General features: G+C 56.1%; 19 protein-coding genes and 1 other RNA gene. 6 read left to right on the forward strand and 14 right to left on the reverse strand.

The features are described from left to right. Window position 1: 1 nt before the first annotated feature. Together C5F52_RS01555 and dapF are read right to left on the reverse strand one after the other, a co-directional pair. Complete coding sequence (locus C5F52_RS01555) at window positions 2-691, reverse strand: DUF484 family protein (protein WP_236657680.1); 690 nt, start codon at window positions 689-691, stop codon at window positions 2-4. An 11-nt stretch (window positions 692-702) separates the two neighbouring features. Further along, window positions 703-1560, reverse strand: coding sequence for a diaminopimelate epimerase (dapF, locus tag C5F52_RS01560; protein WP_104796569.1), 858 nt, complete (start codon window positions 1558-1560; stop codon window positions 703-705). Window positions 1561-1657: 97 nt separating this feature from the next. Here dapF and C5F52_RS01565 point away from each other — a divergent pair, with 97 nt between their 5' ends. Further along, complete coding sequence (locus C5F52_RS01565) at window positions 1658-2215, forward strand: carboxymuconolactone decarboxylase family protein (protein WP_104796570.1); 558 nt, start codon at window positions 1658-1660, stop codon at window positions 2213-2215. Between the two features lie 80 nt (window positions 2216-2295). On the opposite strand, the gene C5F52_RS01570 is transcribed toward C5F52_RS01565, so the two are convergent. After that, a complete protein-coding gene (locus tag C5F52_RS01570) occupies window positions 2296-3276 on the reverse strand; it encodes a tripartite tricarboxylate transporter substrate binding protein (protein ID WP_104796571.1) in 981 nt (326 codons plus the stop codon). Window positions 3277-3407: 131 nt separating this feature from the next. On the opposite strand from C5F52_RS01570, the gene C5F52_RS01575 reads away from it, so the two are divergent. After that, a complete protein-coding gene (locus C5F52_RS01575; protein ID WP_104796572.1) occupies window positions 3408-5072 on the forward strand; it encodes an MBL fold metallo-hydrolase in 1665 nt (554 codons plus the stop codon). Window positions 5073-5079: 7 nt separating this feature from the next. Here C5F52_RS01575 and C5F52_RS01580 read toward each other — a convergent pair whose 3' ends face one another. Both C5F52_RS01580 and rnpB read right to left on the reverse strand, forming a co-directional pair. Further along, window positions 5080-5838 carry a fused MFS/spermidine synthase gene (locus C5F52_RS01580; protein ID WP_104796573.1) on the reverse strand — a complete coding sequence of 253 codons (759 nt, stop codon included), beginning with the start codon at window positions 5836-5838 and terminating at the stop codon, window positions 5080-5082. A gap of 23 nt (window positions 5839-5861) precedes the next feature. Next, window positions 5862-6222: RNase P RNA component class A (gene rnpB / locus C5F52_RS01585), an RNA gene on the reverse strand. 70 nt (window positions 6223-6292) lie between these two features. Between rnpB and C5F52_RS01590 the strand changes: the two genes are divergently transcribed. From C5F52_RS01590 to C5F52_RS01600, 3 genes are read left to right on the forward strand one after another with little or no spacing between them, the layout of a single operon-like run. Then, complete coding sequence (locus C5F52_RS01590) at window positions 6293-8122, forward strand: NAD(P)/FAD-dependent oxidoreductase (protein WP_104796574.1); 1830 nt, start codon at window positions 6293-6295, stop codon at window positions 8120-8122. Further along, window positions 8119-9036: a cysteine synthase A gene (gene cysK, locus C5F52_RS01595; protein WP_104796575.1), complete on the forward strand. Its 918-nt coding sequence runs from the start codon at window positions 8119-8121 to the stop codon at window positions 9034-9036. Before C5F52_RS01590 ends, cysK begins: the two co-directional genes overlap by 4 nt. A gap of 39 nt (window positions 9037-9075) precedes the next feature. Further along, entirely contained in the window at window positions 9076-9522 is a 447-nt protein-coding gene (locus tag C5F52_RS01600; protein WP_104797119.1) for an SRPBCC family protein, read from the forward strand. A 51-nt stretch (window positions 9523-9573) separates the two neighbouring features. Here the strand turns inward: C5F52_RS01600 and C5F52_RS01605 are convergent, their stop codons facing one another. The 9 genes from C5F52_RS01605 to C5F52_RS01645 all read right to left on the reverse strand — a co-directional run bounded on the left by C5F52_RS01605 (window position 9574) and on the right by C5F52_RS01645 (window position 18131). After that, the gene (locus C5F52_RS01605) at window positions 9574-10728 is read right to left on the reverse strand and encodes a hypothetical protein (protein ID WP_104796576.1); all 1155 of its coding nucleotides are present in this window, start codon (window positions 10726-10728) and stop codon (window positions 9574-9576) included. 3 nt (window positions 10729-10731) lie between these two features. Further along, on the reverse strand, window positions 10732-11604 hold the full coding sequence (gene htpX / locus C5F52_RS01610; protein ID WP_104796577.1) for a protease HtpX: 873 nt from the start codon (window positions 11602-11604) through the stop codon (window positions 10732-10734). Between the two features lie 116 nt (window positions 11605-11720). Further along, entirely contained in the window at window positions 11721-12395 is a 675-nt protein-coding gene (locus C5F52_RS01615; protein ID WP_369951837.1) for a DUF3025 domain-containing protein, read from the reverse strand. 206 nt (window positions 12396-12601) lie between these two features. Further along, on the reverse strand, window positions 12602-13633 hold the full coding sequence (gene pyrC, locus C5F52_RS01620; RefSeq protein ID WP_104796579.1) for a dihydroorotase: 1032 nt from the start codon (window positions 13631-13633) through the stop codon (window positions 12602-12604). A gap of 138 nt (window positions 13634-13771) precedes the next feature. Continuing rightward, window positions 13772-14509 (reverse strand): amino acid ABC transporter ATP-binding protein, encoded by a 738-nt coding sequence (locus C5F52_RS01625; protein ID WP_104796580.1) that lies wholly within the window; start codon window positions 14507-14509, stop codon window positions 13772-13774. 25 nt (window positions 14510-14534) lie between these two features. After that, window positions 14535-15203 (reverse strand): amino acid ABC transporter permease, encoded by a 669-nt coding sequence (locus tag C5F52_RS01630; protein ID WP_201746938.1) that lies wholly within the window; start codon window positions 15201-15203, stop codon window positions 14535-14537. A gap of 2 nt (window positions 15204-15205) precedes the next feature. Then, complete coding sequence (locus tag C5F52_RS01635) at window positions 15206-15940, reverse strand: amino acid ABC transporter permease (protein WP_104796582.1); 735 nt, start codon at window positions 15938-15940, stop codon at window positions 15206-15208. Between the two features lie 16 nt (window positions 15941-15956). Continuing rightward, window positions 15957-16856, reverse strand: a complete 900-nt coding sequence (locus tag C5F52_RS01640; protein WP_104796583.1) for a transporter substrate-binding domain-containing protein — start codon at window positions 16854-16856, stop codon at window positions 15957-15959. A gap of 66 nt (window positions 16857-16922) precedes the next feature. After that, the gene (locus tag C5F52_RS01645) at window positions 16923-18131 is read right to left on the reverse strand and encodes a phage integrase SAM-like domain-containing protein (protein ID WP_146100014.1); all 1209 of its coding nucleotides are present in this window, start codon (window positions 18129-18131) and stop codon (window positions 16923-16925) included. 218 nt (window positions 18132-18349) lie between these two features. Between C5F52_RS01645 and C5F52_RS01650 the strand changes: the two genes are divergently transcribed. Continuing rightward, on the forward strand, window positions 18350-19387 hold the full coding sequence (locus tag C5F52_RS01650) for a porin (RefSeq protein WP_255416354.1): 1038 nt from the start codon (window positions 18350-18352) through the stop codon (window positions 19385-19387). Window positions 19388-19538 lie beyond the last annotated feature (151 nt).

Consider the following 19538-nt stretch of genomic DNA (forward strand, 5'->3'; position numbering starts at 1 on the left):
TTTAACGCAGGTGTGACAGCGCAGCGCTGGCCAAGTCACCCATGCGTTCGATGATGGTGGTACCCATGCCTTCGTAATAGCGCTGTGGGTCTGGTGAGGCCAACACCAACAAACCAATCACTGGTTGCTCGGCAGCGGTTTGTGGCGTGTCTTCAGGACGCGTGGCACGCAAGGCGATGAAGGCCACCGACTGAGCGGCGGCGGGGTCGGCCAGCCACTGCACGGCGTCGAAGTTGTTGTTGATGCCCACATAGGGCGTGGTCAACGAAGCGGCGAAGTCTTTGATGGGGTCGATCACGCTTTGCGCGAAGGGCTCAATTTTGAAATCCTCGCGCACGCCCCACACCTTGATGGCCACTTGCGGGACCATGAAGTCATGCTGAATGTGGTCCGCAATGGTGTGTGGCAAATCGCGCGCGTTGCTAGTCATCAACAGGGTTTTGACCCAGCGCTGCATGCGCTCAATCAGCACTTCGTTCTCTGTGCCGTGGCGCATCATGTCCATCATGCGCAGCTCAAGGGCACGAATCTTCTCGCGCATCATTTCGGCTTGACGCTCTTGCAAGCTGATCGAGCGGTGGTTGTGTGGGCTGGTCAGCTTGACAGTTGACAACAGCTCGGCATGACGCTCGAAGAAGTCTGGCGTATGCACCAAGAAATTGGCGATGTCGTCTTCGGTGATGGGATTCATAGCAGCATTGGTCATAGGGTGTCCGGAATGGTGATTTCGCCTTGAAAGACGGTGGTGGCTGGGCCGGTCATGCGCACAGGTGTGTCGCCGCCATGCCATTCGATGGTGAGTGTGCCGCCGTGGGTTTGCACGGTCACGCGTGGATCCAGCAAGCCCCAGCGAATGCCGGTGACCACCGCCGCACAAGCGCCGGTGCCACACGCCAAGGTTTCACCCGAGCCGCGCTCGAACACACGCAAGCGCACGGCATTGCGGCTGAGCACTTGCATGAAGCCTGCGTTTACGCGCTTAGGAAAGGCAGTGTAGTTTTCAATGAGTGGGCCTTGCGCCAGCACGGGGGCCGTGTCCACATCGGCCACCACTTGCACCGCGTGCGGGTTGCCCATGGACACCACGCCCACGTTCACGGCGTCGCCATTACTCAGGGCCAATTGCCAAGTGGTGTCGTTCACAGCGGTGGCGTGCGCTGCGGCAAACGGCACTTGGGGCAAGTCAAACACGGGCGCACCCATGTCTACCGTCACTTGGCCGTCTGGCATTTCTTGAAGGGTAATAACGCCGCCATGCACTTTGACGCGCACGGTGGTTTTGTCGGTCAAGCCTTGCTCGCGCACAAAGCGCACAAAGCAGCGCGAGCCGTTGCCGCACTGCTCCACCTCGCCGCCATCGGCGTTGTGGATGACGTATTCAAAGTCCACGTCAGGCTGCGGCGCGGGGCGCACGGTCAAGATTTGGTCTGCGCCCACGCCAAAGTGGCGATCGGCCAGAAAGCGGTAGTGGGCGGGCGTGAGCTGCAAACGCTGCGTGGTCTCGTCCAAGACCACGAAGTCGTTGCCTGCGCCCTGCATTTTGGTGAAGCGAATTCGCATGCGCTGATTATCGGGCACTGTGATGTCGCTGATTGGTCAGGGCTTTTGCACGCTTGCGCTTATGCTCACGGCCTACTTTTAACCAACTCAACAACACATGCGTATTCCTGCCTGGACCCCTGAACAAAAACACCAACCCCAAGACTTGGTCGACGCCATCCTCGCCCGTCGCGGCGGTGAACTGATGAACCTTGACCGCGCGCTGCTGTGGAGCGAGCCCGTGGCACGCGGCTGGAACGTACATCTGAAAAACGTGCGTACCGGCTTATCCACCAGCCGCAAGCTTTGTGAACTGGGCATTTGTACCGTGGCCTTGCTGACCGGCGCCAAGTACGAGTACCACCACCATGCGCCCGACTTCCTCACTGCTGGCGGCACACAAGACCAGCTAGATGCCTTGAACCGTGTGGTGCAAGGCGACGCCTGCCAAGCCATCACCGATGCGACGTTGAACGACATCGAGCGTTTGGTCGTGCAATACGCTGCACAAATGACGCGCAATGTGAAGGTGGACGATGCGCTGTTTGCAGCAATGCAAGCGCGCTTCACCACCACGGAACTGGTGGAACTGACCACCGCCATTGCCACTTACAACATGGTGGCGCGCTTTTTGGTGGCTTTGCAAATCACGCCCGACGGCGAAGCACCCCGTTGATTCATCAAATAAAAAAGGCCATCCGCAAGGATGGCCTTTTTTGTTAGCAAGAGCTGCTCAGAGCAGCTGCCAGTGAATCATCAGTCAGCGCGAATGCCGTTGTCTTTCACAACCTTGCCCCAGACGTTGATCTGCTTGTCAATGAAAGCGCTGGCCACTGCGGGCGTGCCACCCATGATGTCAATGCCTTGCGCATCAAGCTTCTTAGCCACCTCGGGGTTCTTCAGAGCTTTGTTGAGCTCTTCGTTCATGCGCTTGACGATGTCAGCCGGTGTTTTGGCGGGCGCCAACACGGCCCACCAAGCGGGGGCTTCAAAGCCGGGGTAGCCGTTTTCAGCGATGGTGGGCACATTGGGCAAATCAGCTGCGCGCTTGCTTGATGTCACAGCCAAGGGACGCATGCGGCCGCTGTCGATGTGGGGCTTGGTCACAAACACTGAGGCAATCGACAAAGGGACGTGGCCAGAAATGGCATCGCTCATCAAAGGACCGCCGCCTTTATAGGGCACGTGGGTCCATTCCAGGTTGGCATCTTTGCCCAACAAGGCCATGGCCAAGTGGCCCAAGCTGCCATTGCCAATCGAGCCAAAGCTCACGTTCTTTTTGGCCTTGGCAGCGTCCACCACATCTTTGAAGGTTTTGTACTCAGAGTTGACATGCGTCGCCAACACCATGGGCGATGTGCCCACCAACACCAAAGGAATCAGATCTTTTTTGGTGTCAAACGGCAGGTTCGGGTTGAGGCTGGGGTTCACGCCGTGGGTGTCAAACACCACACCGAAGGTGTAGCCATCAGCAGCGGCCTGTGCCACAGCCGCGGTACCAATAGCGCCCGATGCGCCACCGCGATTTTCCACAATCACGCTTTGGCCAATTTGCAGACTGAGTTGCTGCGCCAAAATGCGCGCCACTTGGTCCACAGAACCGCCTGGTGGGAACACCGCCACCATCTTGATGGGTTGCTTGGTCGGCCAAGCTTGGGCCGTTGCCAATTGCGGCACGCTGAGTGCGGCCAAAGTCAGGGCCAGACCGAGGGCGGTTTTGAATGTGCGTCGTTGCATGCTGTTCACTCCTAAATAAAAACTGTCTTAGGCAAATTGTTAGTCAAACGCAGGGGCAACATGATGCGGCAATTACGCAAGGGTAAACACTCAGAGGGCACGTGTTTGCAGGGCTTCTCCATAATATGCCGATGGCCCGCTCTACCCAACTCCCCCACCCCCACCAAGAACCCGCGCGCGTGTTGCCCGCCGCCACTGTGCTGTTGCTGCGCGATGGTCCGGAAGGTCTAGAAGTGCTGATGACGCGCCGCTCGATGACCGCCAGTTTTGCGCCAGGCGCGTATGTGTTCCCGGGTGGCGGCATTGACGTCGCTGATGCGCAGGCCCACGGCCACGCCAAGCGCCGCGCCACGCAAAGCGATTTGCACCTCACCCAAGCCATTGCGGCCATTCGCGAAAGCTTTGAAGAACTGGGCATCTTGTTAGCCCGTCATGCCAACGGACAAATGGCCAACACCTCTGACATTGCAGCCCTCGATCGCGATGCGGTCCAAGGCGACTTTGCGCAGCAATGCGCCGCACGCGGCCTGACGCTCGCAGCGGACGAGGTGTTTGTACTCGCCCACTGGATCACCGACCGCGACCTGCCCCGCCGCTTTGACGTGCCCTTCCTCGTGGCCCGCATGCCCGATGCACAAACGCCCGTGGCCGACGAAAAAGAGCAGTTCGAGCCAGTCTGGGTGCGCCCTGCCGACGCCTTGGCACGCCACGCTGAGGGCAACTTCTTCATCATCTACCCCACCATCAAAACGCTAGAGCGTTTGCAAAGCTACGCCACGGTAGACAGCGTGTTGGCCGACTGCGCCACCGAGCAACCCTGGTTCACCAGCTGCCCACGTGCGGGTTGGTTGGGCGGCAAAGAAGCGCGCTACATGGAACACGAAGGCCCGTTTGGCGAACTGGCCCTCACCTGTCCCGATGGACAAATGCTGCACCACCTCGATTGGGTGACCGATCAACCCGTGTTGCTGTTGAAAAACGTGCAACGCCTCACCGCCCCCAACCCCGGCGTGATGACAGGCCCCGGCACCAACAGCTATTTGGTGGGCGACCCCGACACGGGCTACGCCGCCATCGACCCCGGCCCCGCCGATCCCGAACACCTGGACCGTTTGTGGCGTGCCGCAGGCGGCAACATCCGCTACATCGTGTGCACCCATTCGCACCCCGACCACTCGCCGGGCGCGGCACCGTTGCAAGCGATGTGCACCCAGCATGGGCACACGCCGCCCGTTCTTGGTTTGGCCTCTCACGCAACTGCACGTGCAGCTAGCGCCTTCACCCCAGACCGCGAGCTTGAAGATGGTGAACGTTTGTTGTTGGCAGGGAATGGAATGACGCACACCCTGCGCGTCATCCACACACCGGGCCATGCAGCCAACCACCTGTGCTTGGTGCTGGAAGAAGACGGCTTGCTGTTCAGCGGCGACCATGTGCTCAACGGCAGCACCACCGTGATCGACCCGCCCGATGGCAACATGAACGATTACCTCAACTCGCTAGACAAACTGTTGGCAGCTTGTGAGCAAGACCGCATTGATTTCATCCTGCCCGCACACGGCTATGTGTTGGGCAACTTGTGGGATGAACCGCACGATGCACGCGCCTGCATCAACCACCTCAAAGCACATCGCCTCAAACGCGAAGCCAAAATTTTGAAGGTCATGCAGCAGCACGCCGAAGGCAGCATGAATGATTGGGTCAAACAAGCCTATGACGATGTGCCACCACGTTTGTGGCCGGTGGCCATGCGCTCGTTACTGGCGCATGTGGAGCGTATTCGCAGCCTCGCGTAGAGCGGTGCTAAACAGTGGTTGTGTTCTGCGTGGCCAAAAACACCCGCGCCACACTGGGTGAAATCTGCGCCCAAGCTTCATCACTCATGTGCGTCGGCTTTTGTTTGCTGAAAGTGAGCTTGGTCTGTTTAGAAAAATTATGCATCGCAAACACCACACAGTTGGTCGTACCCGGCGCATTGACGATCCACAACGCACCGTCAAACGCCGCTTCGATGCGGTCCACATACACATCGCGGTAAGCGCTGAACCGGTGCAAGTTGGCCACGGTGACACCGCCGGTGTTCAACACACGGCGGCAGTCTGAATAAAACTGCGGCGAACACAACTGTTCGGGCATGCCGTGTTGGTCAAAGCCATCGACAAACACCACATCAAAGGTTTGCTCGGTTTGCGCCATGAAATGCGCAGCATCCATCTGCAACACTTGAAAACGCGCATCGTCATCGGGAACGCAAAAGCTTTGACGCAGTGCAATGACGTGTGGGTTGATCTCCACCACCGTGATATGCGTATCAGGCAAATGTTTGTAACAAAACTTGGCGAGTGAACCGCCGCCCAAGCCCACCATCAAGATGCGTTTGGGTTGCGGTTGAAACAACAACACCCCCATCATCAAACGCGTGTATTCAAACTGCAACTCATCAGGCCGCGCCACGCTCATGCGGCTTTGAATGTCGATGTCTGAAAACACCATCGATTTGCTGAGTGCGGTTTCATGCACGATGGGTTGCTCAAAGCCGTCGACGGGGGTGAGTTCTGACATCTGCGGCCTTGGTAAAGAAAAAAGTGTGAAGCTCGCCGATACGCCGGATTCTGTGCACCGTAGTTGCCCACGGCGTGACCGTCATTAATCTGGGCCGAGGGTTGCCCACTCGGCTCGGTGCTACCTACCCGCCAACAACCTGCGAACCGCAAGTTGGAAAAGACGCGGCGAACCGCGCCGCTCCGCGTTGGCCTACTTGGTATTGCTGCGCGTAGAGATTGCCCGTTTCACCCGCACCAAGTTGCCCTGGTGCGACTCGTCTCTGTTGCTCTAATCCTCACCTCACGGTGGAGAGGTGTTACCTCTTACGCTGTCCTACGCAGTCCGGACGTTCCTCCAGTGCCTGGTTTCCCAGATTGCACCAGCGACGGCCTAGCGAGCTTCACGGCTTGATTATCGACGGATAATCAAGGCCCTCGACATAACTTGCCCGATCACCACGGGCCACACGCTTGTGATTCGACTCTCAGAACTCAAACTCCCGCTGTCTGCCCTCCCCGTAGAAGAACGCCGCGCCGCCGATGCGCCCGCCGAAACCGAGGCAGACCGCCAGCTTCCACCTCACCCGATTGATGCACTTCGCACGCTCGCTGCTGAAGCTTTAGGCATATCAACAGACGCCATCGCCACCCTAGAGGTGTTCAAGCGCAGCTTTGATGCGCGCAAACAAAACTTGCTGGTGGTCTACATCGTAGACATCACTTTGGCCGATGCCTCGCAAGAAGCACCGCTATTGGCCAAGTACGAAAAGAACTCACACATTCAACCCACACCCGACATGTCGTGGCTCGCGCCCGCACACGCGCCAGGCGACTGGGGCACACATACAGGCGAGCGCCCTGTGGTGGTGGGCTTCGGCCCCTGCGGTATTTTTGCGGCGCTGGTGTTGGCGCAAATGGGCTTCAAGCCCATCGTGATTGAACGCGGCACCACCGTACGTCAACGCACCAAAGACACCTGGGGCTTGTGGCGCAAAAAGATTTTGAACGTTGAGAGCAACGTGCAGTTCGGCGAAGGTGGCGCAGGCACGTTCTCAGACGGCAAGCTGTACAGCCAAATCAAAGACCCGCGCCATTTGGGCCGCAAGGTGATGAACGAGTTTGTGCGCTTTGGTGCACCCGAAGAAATTTTGTTCACCGCGCACCCGCACATCGGCACTTTCAAGCTAGTGAAAGTGGTGGAAGGCTTGCGCGAAGAAATCATTCGCCTCGGTGGAGAAGTGCGTTTTGAGCAGCGCGTGGTGGATATCGACTACGAAGACAACGCTAGCAATGCATCATCACCCCGAGCCATCCAAGCCCTGCGCATACACAACCACGCCACCGACGAGACATACACCCTACCCGCCCGCCATGTGGTGATGGCGCTGGGCCACAGCTCTCGCGACACCTTCACCATGTTGCACCGCCATGCGGTGGCGATGGAAGCCAAACCGTTCTCAGTGGGCGTGCGCATTGAACACCCGCAAGGCGTGATTGACCGCGCACGTTGGGGCCAGCACGCTGGCCATCCATTGCTGGGCGCGGCCGACTACAAGCTGGTGCACCACGCCGAAAACGGCCGCGCCGTGTATAGCTTTTGCATGTGCCCCGGTGGCACGGTGGTAGCCGCCACCAGCGAAGCTGGCCGCGTGGTGACCAACGGCATGAGCCAATATTCGCGCGCCGAGCGCAATGCCAACGCAGGCATCGTGGTGGGTATTGACCCGAGCGACTACCCCACCGACCCAGCGGCCTTTGAATCTGAGCTGGGCCAAGAGCTTGGCAACGCCGTACGCCACACCACGCACGATGCACCCGGTGGCTACCACCCGCTGGCAGGCTTGGTGTTGCAACGCCAACTCGAAGCCCATGCCTACACACTCGGCGGCAGCAGCTACGAAGCCCCCGCACAACTGGTGGGCGACTTTGTGGCCGACCGAGCATCCACTGCGCTGGGCAGCGTCGAACCTTCCTACAAACCAGGCGTGAAGATGGTGAGCCTCAACAGCGCACTGCCCCACTACGCCATCGCCGCCATGCGCGAAGCGCTGCCGGTGTTCGGCCAAAAAATCAAAGGCTTTGACATGCACGACGCGGTGATGACCGGTGTGGAAACTCGCACCTCATCGCCCCTGCGCATTGCCCGCGAAGACGACAGCTTGCAAAGCCCCACGCTCTTTGGCCTGTATCCAGCAGGCGAAGGCGCGGGTTATGCAGGCGGCATTTTGTCGGCGGGCGTGGATGGCATTAAAGTCGGTGAAGCCGTCGCACGACAACTCATTTCTTCTAGGAGCCACTCATGAAAGCCAACAGCGTTTTAGACACGATCGGCAACACGCCGCACATCCGCATCAACCGCCTGTTTGGCAACACGCATCAGGTATGGATCAAATCCGAGCGCACCAACCCCGGTGGCTCCATCAAAGACCGTATCGCCTTGGCGATGGTGGAAGCGGCAGAGAAGTCGGGTGCACTCAAAGCAGGCGGCACAATCATCGAACCCACCTCGGGCAACACAGGCGTTGGCTTGGCGATGGTGGCTGCTGTGAAAGGCTACAAACTGATCTTGGTCATGCCCGACAGCATGAGCATCGAACGCCGCCGCTTGATGCTGGCCTACGGCGCATCGTTTGATTTGACGCCACGTGAAAAAGGCATGAAGGGCGCCATCGCCCGTGCCGAAGAGCTGGCAGCACAAACACCAGGCGCATGGATTCCACAGCAGTTTGAAAACCCAGCCAACATCGACGTGCACACACGCACCACCGCGCAAGAAATCATCGCGGATTTCCCCGATGGCGTGGACGTACTCATCACCGGCGTGGGCACGGGCGGCCACTTAACGGGTGCCGCCAAAGTGCTCAAAGCCAAGTGGCCCAACTTGAAGGTGTACGCGGTCGAGCCCACCGCATCGCCCGTCATCTCCGGCGGTGCGCCTGCGCCCCACCCCATCCAAGGCATTGGCGCGGGCTTCATTCCTAAGAACTTAGACACGGCATTGCTCGACGGTGTGATTCAAGTCGAAGCCGACGCAGCACGTGAAATGGGCCGCCGCAGCGCTGCTGAAGAAGGTTTGTTGGTGGGTATCTCTTCGGGTGCCACGCTGGCTGCGATTGCACAGAAGCTGCCTGAGATTCCAGCGGGTGCAACCGTGCTGGGCTTTAACTACGACACGGGTGAGCGTTATTTGTCGGTTGAAGGTTATTTGCCGGTTTAAGCACTGCAAGTATTTGAAAACTCTTTCATGGAGATCGACATGTCGAGCCGAAGCGTTCACCTGCACCGAGTTTTGAAAGCGTCGCCCGAAAAGGTGTATCGCGCCTTCCTAGAAGGCGGCGCTTTGGCCAAGTGGCTACCGCCTTATGGCTTCACCTGCACCGTGCATCACCTCGATGCAAAAGTAGGCGGCACGTTCCGTATGTCGTTTCATAACTTCGGCAGTGGCAATGGCCATTCGTTTGGTGGTGAGTACCTTGAGCTCGTGCCTAACGAACGCATCCGCTACACCGACAAGTTTGAAGACCCCGACTTGCCAGGTGTGCTGGAGGTGACGGTGTCGCTCACGCCCGTGATCTGCGGCACAGAGTTGAACGTCACCCAAGCAGGCATTCCTGAGATGATTCCCTTGGAGATGTGTTATCTCGGATGGCAAGAGTCGCTGGAGCAATTGGCCAAGCTGGTGGAGCCGGATATTCCGGGCTAACAACTCAGCGGTTAAAAAACTTAACAGCGCCTTCATGGGCGCTGTTTCTTTTTATCGGTACAGCAAGCGGTCCAAATCGGTCAGCTCTGCCCGCGCTTCTTTGGCCAGCTGCGCTTGCTCCTTGAGCCAGCGTTTCAGCTCCGCTTCGTTTTGAATGCGACGCAAGTCGCGCTCTAGCGTGTCGACCTCATGCTCTTTGTCCCGCAGCTGAATGGCCAGTGCGCGCGCCAAGCTTTCGGCGCTGATGTGATCGAGCTCGTTCACGCCAAGGTAGTGACGAATTTCAAACTGGGCTTGTGCTTCGTCTTCTTCCAGCGCTTCCACTTGCTCTTTGAGCAGCAGGCACATGGCGTTGAGTTTGTCGTCGGCGATACGGCTCAAGGCCGCACTGTCGATCTGTGCCAATTGCAATTGCAGCTTGAGCAACTCCGACAAGTTCTTGCGGTCATACGCGGCATTCACTTCGCTCATCAACGCGGTCTTGCGCAGACGCTCGGCCTCATCGGGCTCGCGGTCGGGGTGCAAGGCGCTGGCGAGCTGGCGATACACCGTGCGCAGCGCGGTGTTGGCATCCATCTTTTGCTGCGCGTCTTTGAGCTGACGCGCCGCTGGTTTTTTCTTGGCCTTCTTGGCTTGGCGCTTGTCTTCGAGGCGCTGTTGCTGTTCGCGGTATTGGCGCAGACCTGCTTCAAATACGGCCTCTGCCGTGTGCAAGTCGTCTGCGCCATGCAAGGGTTTGCCAAACAAATCTTCAAACACGGCCTTGGCATGTTCGGCGCCTGCGCGGGCCTCTTCGGCCAAGGCTTGTGCGTCTTCTTCGCTGTGGTGTTGGTTGAACACCGCTTGTACTTGGCCGTCTTTCTTGTGTTCTAGCGCTTCGCAAAGCGCAAGAATTATTTGCGTGGCGCTGCGTCTGTGTGAGGCAGTGAGCTCTGCCTGATGCAAACGGCCATCTAAAAACAACAACAGGTTTTTGCGTGCAGTGTCTTCTTGGTTTTTCAACGCGCTCATCGCAGTCAGGTGACTGCTGCGGTGCTGCGTAGACAAGGCCTCTAGCGTGGCAATCGAATCAGACAAGGCCGACACACGCGCCAGCAACGTGTTGAAACGTTTTTGCGCAGGCGTGAGTTCAGCAGCAGGCTGAATGGCAACGGTCGCCACCGCTTGCGCGGGGGCGACCGTCCAAGGAGAGTTAGCCGCGTTCAAAAATCAGCGCGCCGCTTGCAAAGCTGCAATGCGCTCTTCCAACGGTGGGTGTGAGGCAAACAACTTGCCCAAACCACCGGTGATGCCCATGGCAGCCACGCTGGTGGGCAGCTCGCCCGCTTGCATGCTGTTCAAACGGGCCAAGGCGTTGATCATGGGTTGTTTGTTGCCCAAGAGCTTGGCTGAGCCTTCATCCGCAGCGAACTCGCGGTAACGGCTGAACCAGGCCACGATCATGCTGGCCACGAAGCCAAGCAAGATGTCGAGCACGAAGCTGGTGATGTAGTAGCCCATGCCGGGGCCAGTGGATTCGTCGTCTTTGCTGCGGAGCATGCTGTCCACAAAGTAGCCAATCACGCGGCTCAAGAACACCACAAAGGTGTTGAGCACGCCTTGGATGAGCGTGAGCGTGACCATGTCGCCATTGGCGACGTGGGCAATTTCGTGACCCAGAACAGCTTCGATTTCTTCTTTGGTCATGCCTTGCAGCAAGCCGGTGGACACTGCCACCAAAGCTGAGTTTTTGAATGCACCGGTGGCGAATGCGTTGGGCTCACCCTCATAAATAGCGACTTCGGGCATGGTGATGCCAGCGCGTTCAGACAAGCGTTGCACCACGCTCACCAACCACGCTTCGTCTTGGTTGGCGGGTTGGGTGATGACGTGTGCGCCCGTGCTCCACTTGGCCATGGGTTTGCTCATCAAGAGCGAAATGATGGCACCGCCAAAACCCATGATGAGCGAGAAGCCAAGCAAGGCCGACAGGTTTAACCCGTTGGCGGTGAGAAAGCGGTTGACGCCCAGCAAACTGGCGACGACCCCCAGCACCACCATGACGGCGAGGTTGGTGAGGACGAACAGAAGAATGCGTTTCATGGTTTCCTTTTCAGCGGGTAATACAAAGGTCCGCTGTTATGAATGGTAGGGGCGATTGCTGGCAATTCAACACGCAGCATTTTAAAAACCACACAAAAGTTAGGCAAAGCTGTGAGCTATTTGGATGCCTTAATGGCTAATTCACGCTTAGGACGAAACACATTTGTGTCTTCGTAATAAGCACGCTCGGCATTGTCAGCACACCAGCCTGGAACGCCCAAAACGGGCAGTGGCTCGAAAGGTTTAGTAGCTAGTTTGGCAGGCTGCAGATCTTGCACCAGCCACGCATCTAACGCGGCTTCGTCGTGTGGGTTGACCTCATTGGCCACGCGGTACACATGGCCGGTGATGGACTTGTAAGGCGTGACGAGTTTTTCGACCAAGGCATGGCCGAACAACACGAGGTGAACGTGCTGCCATTGGTCACGGAGGTACACAAAGAGCTTGAGCCAATCACGCGCTTGCAACGCAGCCCACACCTCGTCGGATGCGTGCATGAGCACGACGTTTTCGTCAAACAAGGTGAGTGCATCGCGCACAGGGCCGCGTGTAGCACTGATGCCTTGAGCTTCGATCTCAGCGGCTTGCAGTTGATTCAGGCGACGCTTGGCCAGTGGGAAGCGATGCCAGCACAAACCGTTGAAGAAGTCGTGCAGGCCGTCGCGGGTGGGGACTTGGGCCGTTTTGAAGATGAAGTCTTCGTAGGCTTGACCTTCGGGGAGGGCTGACTGGGGGACGAACGTCACTTCTTTGGCATCGCCAAGCGCGAGGCCAGCACGGGTCGTGTTCACGCTCGCTGCGCTCGCAATATCACCCGAGCCCGCGCTGGCCTCGCGCTTGGCTGTGCATGTGATTGCGTTAAGAGCTTCGGCAACGCTTTGCTGCTTCAGCGCTAGATGTGCCGTTGGCTCACCGAGTTCTCGCCACGGTGCGAACCACGGCTGCGACCAATCAATCTCGGCTAAGACAGCGCCTGCAAAGCCTTCTGTTTTTGGATTTAAACCACGCGCCAAGGCAATGCCTCGCCAGAGCGCAGAGGCTTCAAGTCGGCTTCGCCAAACGCAAAGCTCTCAGGCGGCGTCCAGCTTTCTTTACGCAGGGTGAGCGTGCCCGAGTTGCGTGGCAAGCCGTAAAAGTCTGCGCCGTGGAAGCTGGCAAAGCCTTCAAGTTTGTCGAGCGCGCCTGCATTGTCAAACGCTTCGGCGTACATAGGCATAGCTGCATGGGCGGTGTAGCAACCGGCGCAACCTGTGGCGTGTTCTTTCAGCTGAGCGGGGTGTGGCGCGCTGTCGGTGCCCAAGAAGAATTTGGATGAGCCACTGGTGGCGGCCTTAACCAAAGCCAAGCGATGTGTCTCGCGCTTGAGCACGGGCAAGCAGTAGTAATGTGGGCGAATGCCACCGGTGAAGATGGCATTGCGGTTGTACAGCAAGTGGTGCGCGGTGATGGTGGCGCCCGTGTACTGATCGCTCTCGGCCACGTATTGCGCTGCATCGGCTGTGGTGATGTGCTCGAACACAATTTTGAGTTCGGGGAAATCTTTGCGCAGCGGAATGAGCTGTGTGTCGATGAACACGGCTTCGCGGTCAAAAAGGTCAATGTCGCTGCTAGTGACTTCACCGTGCACCAACAACAACATGCCTGCTTTTTGCATGGCTTCGAGTGTTTTGTAGGTCTTGCGCATGTCGGTCACGCCGGCATCGCTGTTGGTGGTGGCGCCTGCTGGGTAGAGCTTGGCGGCGACCACGCCAGCGTCTTTGGCGCGGGCGATTTCGTCGGCGGGCAGGTTGTCGGTGAGGTAGAGCGTCATCAAGGGCTCGAAGCTCACGCCTTGCGGCACTGCAGCCATGATGCGTTGTTTGTACGCAAGCGCTTGCGCCGCCGTGGTGACGGGGGGCTTGAGGTTGGGCATGATGATGGCGCGGCCAAATTCGGCGGCGGTGTGGGGCACCACGGTGTTGAGTGCAGCGCCATCGCGCACATGCAGGTGCCAGTCGTCGGGTTTTGTGATGGTGATTTGTTGCGTCATGCTTTTATTGTCGCTTTTTGTTTCTGGTCTAACGACTGTTGCGCGGCTTGGGTGCGGCGGCTGACGATTTTTGGTACTCCAGCATGAGGAAGCCGCCGCACCCAAGCTGCGCAACCCTCTCCGGAGGGAAAACAGATATCAGTGCGCCAAGATCTTGTTCAAGAACTCTTTGGTGCGTGGCTGACGGTTTTCGGGGTGGTTGAAGAACTCATCCTTCGAGCAGTCTTCCAAAATCTTACCGCCGACATCCATGAAGATCACGCGGCTGCCCACTTTGCGGGCAAAGCCCATTTCGTGCGTCACGCACATCATGGTCATGCCTTCATTGGCCAAGTCCACCATCACGTCCAACACCTCGCCCACCATCTCGGGGTCGAGTGCCGAGGTGGGCTCGTCAAACAACATCACGATGGGGTCCATGCTCAGGGCACGGGCAATGGCCACGCGTTGTTGTTGGCCGCCTGAGAGCTGGCCTGGGAACTTGTCTTTGTGCGCCATCAGGCCCACACGCTCTAGGTATTTCAAACCGTGCGCGTGCGCTTCGTCTTCGCTGCGACCCAACACCTTTTGCTGCGCAATGGTCAAGTTCTCGGTCACCGACAAATGCGGGAACAACTCGAAGTGCTGAAACACCATGCCCACGCGGCTGCGCAGTTTGGGCAGGTTGGTGTCTTTGCCGTGCACCGCAATGCCGTCGACCATGATCTCGCCTTCTTGAAAAGGCTCCAAGGCGTTGATGGTTTTGATGAGGGTGGATTTGCCCGAGCCCGATGGGCCGCAAACCACGACCACTTCACCCTTTTGGATGTTGGTGGAACAGTTGTTCAGCACCTGAACAGGGCCGTACCACTTGGAAACATTTTTTAATTCAATCACGATGAACTCCAGCGCAGCTTAACGCTTAGCGAATGATGGCAATGCGCGCTTGTAAGCGACGCACGAGGGCCGAGAGGCCAAAACAAATCACGAAATAGACCAAGGCGGCCAAGATGTACACCTCTTCCACGCGGCCATAAATCTTGCCGGCGGTGACGAAGCCCTTGAGCAAGTCATACGCACCAATGGCGTAGACCAATGAGGTGTCTTGGAACAAGATGATGGTTTGCGTGAGCAACACGGGAATCATGTTACGAAAGGCTTGTGGCAACACAATCAGGCGCATGTTCTGGCTGTAGGTCATGCCCAAAGCTTGACCCGCCATCACCTGACCACGCGGAATGGACTGAATACCCGCACGCATGATTTCGCTGAAGTACGCCGCCTCAAAAGCCACAAAAGTAATGGTGGCAGACAGCTCAGCACCAATGGAGCGGCCAATCAAAAACGGGATCAACAAGAAGAACCACAGAATCACCATCACCAAGGGGATGGAGCGCATGCCGTTCACATAGATGACGGCGGGCAGTTCTAAAAATTTATTACCCGACAAGCGCATGAGCGCGAGGATGGTGCCAAACACAATGCCGCCGATGGTGGCGATGATGGTCAGTTCCACGCTGAACAACATACCCTTCAACACAAACTTATTAAAGATATCCCATTCGACAAAAGAAAAATCAAGTGCGCTCATGTTCAGTGCCCCCCGCCCACATTGCCCGCAACCACAAGGCCAGGGATTTGCATGCGGCGCTCAATGAGGGCCATCACACGATTCACAGCAAAGGCTGACACGGTGTACAGCGCCGTCACGGCCAAGTACACCTCAATGCCACGCGAGGTTTCTTCTTGCACTTGCATGGCGTACATGGTGAGCTCGGCAATCGACACCGCAAAAGCCACCGATGAGTTTTTGAGCAAGTTCATCGACTCACTGGTGAGCGGCGGCCAAATGGTGCGAAACGCAATGGGCAGCAGCACATAGCGGTACGTTTGCCAAGTGGTAAAGCCCATGGCCATGGCCGCATAACGCTGGCCGCGTGGCATGGCTTGGATACCCGCGCGCAGCATCTCTGCAATACGTGAGGAGGTGAAGAAGCCTAAGCCCAGCACCACCAACACAAACCCCGGCACTTGTTGCATGGCCGGAAAGACCTTGGGCAACACAAAGTACCAGAGAAAAATTTGGACCAACACGGGGATGTTGCGAAACAGCTCCACCCACGCGTTGGCGAATCTAGCTAACCAAACATTCAAACGCGTATCTTGGGGCAAGGTGCGCAGGATGCCCATGAGGCATCCTGACAACATCGCCACCAACCAGGCGCTGCCCGCTACAGAAAGCGTCCAGCCCCAGGCTTCAAACATCCACTCGAGGTAGGTTCGTCCACCACCGTCGTCCTGAAGAAAAACCTGCCAATCGAGTGTCATGTTTGCGTTTTCTAAATTACTTCTTGGCGTAGGCTTCGACAGGCTTGTCGTTCAAGTTTTTCCAAGCGTCCTTGTTCGCATCGCTGGCAGGCATGCCGAGCTTGATGTTCTTTGGAGGAATGGCTTGTGTGAACCACTTGTCGTACAGCTTGGCGAGTTCGCCAGATTTGGCCAAACCAGCGATGGTCTCGTCAGCCAATTTCTTGAAAGCTGGATCGTCCTTACGGAACATGATGGCGATAGGCTCAACGTTCAAAACTTCGCCCACGATTTTGAAATCGGCTGGAGCCTTGGAGTTGGCGATGTTGCCAGCCAAGATTTGGCCGTCCATCACGAACGCATCAGCGCGGCCAGACTCGAGCAACAAGAAGCTGTCTGCGTGGTCTTTGCCGAACACTTCTTTGAAGTCAACGCCTGTGGCGCGTTCGTTCTTGCGGAGCAATTGCACAGAGGTGGTACCAGTAGTAGTAGCCACGTTCTTGCCGTTCAACTGAGCGATAGACGTGATGCCAGAGTTAGCGCGCACAGCGATGCGCACTTCTTCCACGTAGGTGGTGAACGCGAAAGCCACTTGCTTTTGACGGGCTTCGTTGTTGGTGGTTGAGCCGCACTCGATATCCACAGTGCCGTTCTCAGTCAAAGGAATACGGTTTTGTGAAGTGACCGGTGTGTATTTCACTTCCAGCTTTTTGCCCACTGCTTTTTCAACGTTGGCAATGATGCGCTGGCAAATCTCAACGTGGTAGCCCACATACTTGCCGTCACCCAAGGTGTAAGACAAGGCGCCAGAAGAGTCGCGCACACCCATGGTGATGCTGCCTGCGGCTTTGACTTTGGCGAGGGTGTCATTGGCTTGCGCGAAGGCGGTGCCTGCCAACAAGGTGGCAACAGCCAAGGTAACGAACTGCTTTTTCATGTGAAGCTCCAGTTGTGGTGAATGAATGCGTAAATCTACATTCTAGAGAGTGTCACCATGGGGAAATTACTTACCTCTTTTCCCGTGCAACAGGGCGATATTCATCTCCGCCGACAGGGTGCTGGCGTAGAACTTTTCAATCATTTCCACCGAAGTTCTGGCATTTCTGGCCAAGGTCAATAAATCAATATTTCCACCAAAAATCAGCCTGAATGTGATGGCGGTATGACGCAAGCTGTACAGCGAACGCATGGCCCCATGCGGCCCTTGCTTGATACCAAGGTCTTTGAGAATCCAGTTAAAAAGCCAACCAATGATGTCCAGCATGCGGCGGCGATTGGGTTCTTGCGGGAAAAACACATAGTCGTCAGGGCGGCCAAAACCCTGGGCCTTTTGACGTGCGAGCAGGCGTTCATAAATGCACACAGCAGGTGGCAAACTGACAATTGGCGCCTTGTGACGCTTGACCTCGGGCAAAGTGAGTCGCAAGTAGTTGAACTGGCCTTTGATGATTTCGATGTGTTTGTGCTGCAGTTGTCGCACATCACCGGGACGCACAAAGGTGTACACCATGAAACGAATCAGTCCATTCATTTCAATGGGCATGGTGTGGTACGAGGCATGAATCCAAATGCGCTTTCCAGACGGCCAGTCTGTGTAGGTGGTGCGTGTCAGCTCTTTGGATTTTTGAAGGATCAATTTGTATTCAGTCACGGTGAATGCACCCCGAGAGTTGAGCTGCAACTTCACCGGCGGAAAAAGCGGCATTTGCGAAATCACGCCACGCACAAACAGCAATTTCAACAACTTTCGAAAATGCGCCAAATAACCAAGGATGGTGGAACCAGCCAAGTTCTTTTCTGTCAAAAACTGCACAAAGTCTTGGACGGTTTTGGTGTTGATAGACCTCAACGGTTTAAGTCTCAAGAAATCAAAAACAAGTCCTTCAAGACGAATCTTGGTCATCAGCCATGATTCTTTTTTGATTTCATCTCTGGCCACACGCTCCAACTCTCTTTGCAAAATCTCCTCGATCAAATCATGCAAGAGATATTGGTTTTTTCGCATGATCAGCAACGCATCGCCGTCAGGCACGGCTAAGACATCAACCTGCCCACGCATCACCAGTTCGTTATAAAAATTCTTGGCAAGCACATGCGCTTCATGCACGTCCGTTGTTTTCAAGCTTTTGCCGATGTAGCGCCCATGGCTAAAAATGCGAACCTGCCAATACTTACTTCCTGCAATCCTGAAAATTTTGAGTTTTTCAGGCAAACCTTCCACCTGCATAAAGCTTGATTTGATCGGGGAATTTCGCGCCCGCGGAATAAAGAAAAAATCATCGTTTGCTGGAGCGTCTAAGTACATTTTTTCCGTTTCAATGCGTCAAATGGGAGTTCATCGTTCATAACTCGTCAAAGTTATGAACACATTGACGCTATTGAAGCAAATCAATCATTTGCAGAATAGGAAGGGAAATAACCCTCGTTGCTATCGCAGCACTCGCCGCTTTCGGCGCACAAGCTCAATCTACTGTTGGCATCAAAGGTACCTTTGACCCATCAATGACCAACCAAGTCACAACTTACGGCAACGGCAACGTTCGCGCTGTTTCTGGCCTGTTCAACAGCCAACAAGGCACTTCACAAGTGACTTTCTTTGGTACTGAAGACATTGGTGGCGGTCTGAAAGCCAACTTCTTGATCGAAAACGACTTCAACTCCACCAACGATGCTAAGGCTAACTGGGGTAGCTCAACCAATACAAACATTGGACAAACCGCTTCTTTGGGTGGCGAAACATTCGTTGGCTTGTCAGGCAGCATGGGTGACATCAAGATTGGCTCACCTAACAGCCCATCATTGGATGTGACTGGCCGTACGCCATTTGGCACCAAAGTTGGTTCAGGTTTTGGCACTTCACAAGGTCTCAGCCACGTTCGTGAAAACAACCAAATCGTTTACACAACACCTACATTCTCTGGTTTGACTTTGAAAGTCGCATCTGCATCCAAGACAACTGACTTGGCTGTATCTAACGGTACAGCAGCTGTTGCTCGTGCTAACAGCAAGTCAGACATTGGCCTGACATACGTGAACGGTCCTTTGAAGGCTATGTTGGTTAGCTACAGCCAAGCTGCTGTGCACAAGCAAACTCACGGTTACGTTGCTTACACCATGGGCCAATTGACTGCTACTTACGGTTTTGGTAAGGACGAGCGTTTGGCTGCGGTTACAGAAGCCGCCGCTACAGCTACAGCTGGTCGTGCAGCTGGTAAGTCAAGCAACTACAACGTTGCAGTTGCTTACGCAATGGGCGCTACCACTTTGATGGCAAACACAGGCAAGTTGGATGACAAAACTACTGACAACTGGGACATCAAGATGACTGCAGTTGGCGCCAAGTACGACCTGAGCAAGCGCACCAGCGTTTACGCACGTTACGCCAAGCAAACTTACGACAATTCCACCAATGGTTTTATCGCTAAAGAGCAAAAAACAACTTTGGTTGGTTTGCAACACAACTTCTAATCCCCCCGCTGGCTTAGCCAGTTAAGGATTTAAAAGTCTTAAAACCCCACTGTGGTAACACGGTGGGGTTTTTTACTGGCGCACGTTTGCATTACGTCCTGCTGAGTTGCAGCACATTGCTTGCGCCATACAGATGTGTGAGCAGTTCACG

The organism is Limnohabitans sp. TS-CS-82, from assembly GCF_002943475.1.